The 1,206-nt window shown below is 59.0% G+C and carries 2 protein-coding genes; one reads left to right on the top strand and one right to left on the bottom strand.

Features of this window, described 5'->3' with window-relative positions; all coding sequences use genetic code 11:
* On the bottom strand, positions 1-636 hold a 636-nt coding region (locus tag P3W85_RS33575), incomplete at its 3' end, for a peroxiredoxin (RefSeq protein WP_017230679.1).
* A gap of 271 nt (positions 637-907) precedes the next feature.
* Between P3W85_RS33575 and P3W85_RS33570 the strand changes: the two genes are divergently transcribed.
* Complete coding sequence (locus tag P3W85_RS33570) at positions 908-1,183, top strand: DUF883 family protein (protein WP_006162945.1); 276 nt, start codon at positions 908-910, stop codon at positions 1,181-1,183.
* The last annotated feature ends 23 nt before the right edge of the window (positions 1,184-1,206 follow it).

Here is a 1,206-nt window from a genome sequence, read left to right as displayed (position 1 = left end):
CTTGTCCGGTTGCGGCGTCAGCCGCAGGTAGGGACGCACGGCCCTGTAGCCCTTCGGAAATTTCTGCCTGATCACCTCCTCGTCCTTCAGCGAGGGCACGATCACCACATCCTCGCCGTCCTGCCAGTTGCCGGGCGTGGCGACGCTGTGGTTGTCGGTGAGCTGCAGCGAATCAATCACCCGCAGGATCTCGTTGAAGTTGCGCCCCGTGCTGGCCGGGTACGTGATGATCAGGCGCACCTTCTTTTTCGGGTCGATCACGAACAGCGAGCGCACTGTCAGGGTCTCGTTCGCATTCGGGTGAATCATGTCGTAGCGCTCCGATACCTTGCGGTCGCCATCGGCAATGATGGGGAAATTGACCGTGGTACCCTGGGTCTCGTTGATGTCCTTGATCCACTCGCGGTGGGATTCGACCGGATCGACCGACAGCGCGATCGCCTTGACGTTGCGTTTGGCAAAATCGCCTTTCAGCTTCGCGGTCAAACCCAGTTCGGTGGTGCAGACGGGCGTGAAATCGGCCGGGTGCGAAAACAATACACCCCAGCTGTCGCCCAGCCACTCATGAAAGCGGATCGGGCCTTCACTGGAATCCTGCTCGAAATCCGGTGCGATATCGCCAAGACGTAGGGTCATATAGGTCTCCACAAAGGGGCAAATTCGGGTTGAACCAGTCTAGTGAGATTGCGATCCAACCCAAACGAATATAAAGTCACTACAAAATCACCTTTTTTTATTAAGACCTTTGTCTTGCGTCACTGTCCTGCACGCGGTGTCGGACGCGTGGTGTTGAAACCACGGCAGTTCCCCGCATATGCTAGGAAAGAGGGCCAGAACCTGCCCGACAACGTGCGAGGAAGGCAAAATGTCATAATCCAAAACCACCGCCCTCAACCAGGAGAAACTGATGAGCGATGTCAAGACCGTTTTGTCCGATGCCGAAGAACTGCTTAAGCAAGCGGCCTCGACCACCGGCGAGAAAGCCGCCGAACTGCGCGAGCGCGGCATGGGCCTGCTGAAGCAAGCCAAGGAAAAGGCCCAGGACCTGCAGGACGCCGTCGTCACCAAGAGCAAGGCAGCCGCCCGCGCCACCGATGACTACGTGCATGACCATCCGTGGCGCGCCGTCGGCGTCGCCGCCGGGGTTGGCCTGCTGATCGGCTTGCTGCTGAACCGCAAGTAATTCGCCGCGAGGCCCCGTGGGCC

The sequence above is a fragment of the Cupriavidus basilensis genome (genome assembly GCF_029335485.1).
In the GTDB taxonomy this organism is placed as follows: Bacteria; Pseudomonadota; Gammaproteobacteria; order Burkholderiales; family Burkholderiaceae; genus Cupriavidus; species Cupriavidus basilensis_E.
Note: the sequence above shows the minus strand (reverse complement) of the source record. Positions and strands in the feature narration are given on the sequence as shown.

What these genes read in the sequence shown, in the direction of transcription:
- P3W85_RS33570 (WP_006162945.1), top strand. Translation starts at nt 908, where the DNA reads ATGAGCGATGTCAAGACCGTTTTGTCCGATGCCGAAGAACTGCTTAAG.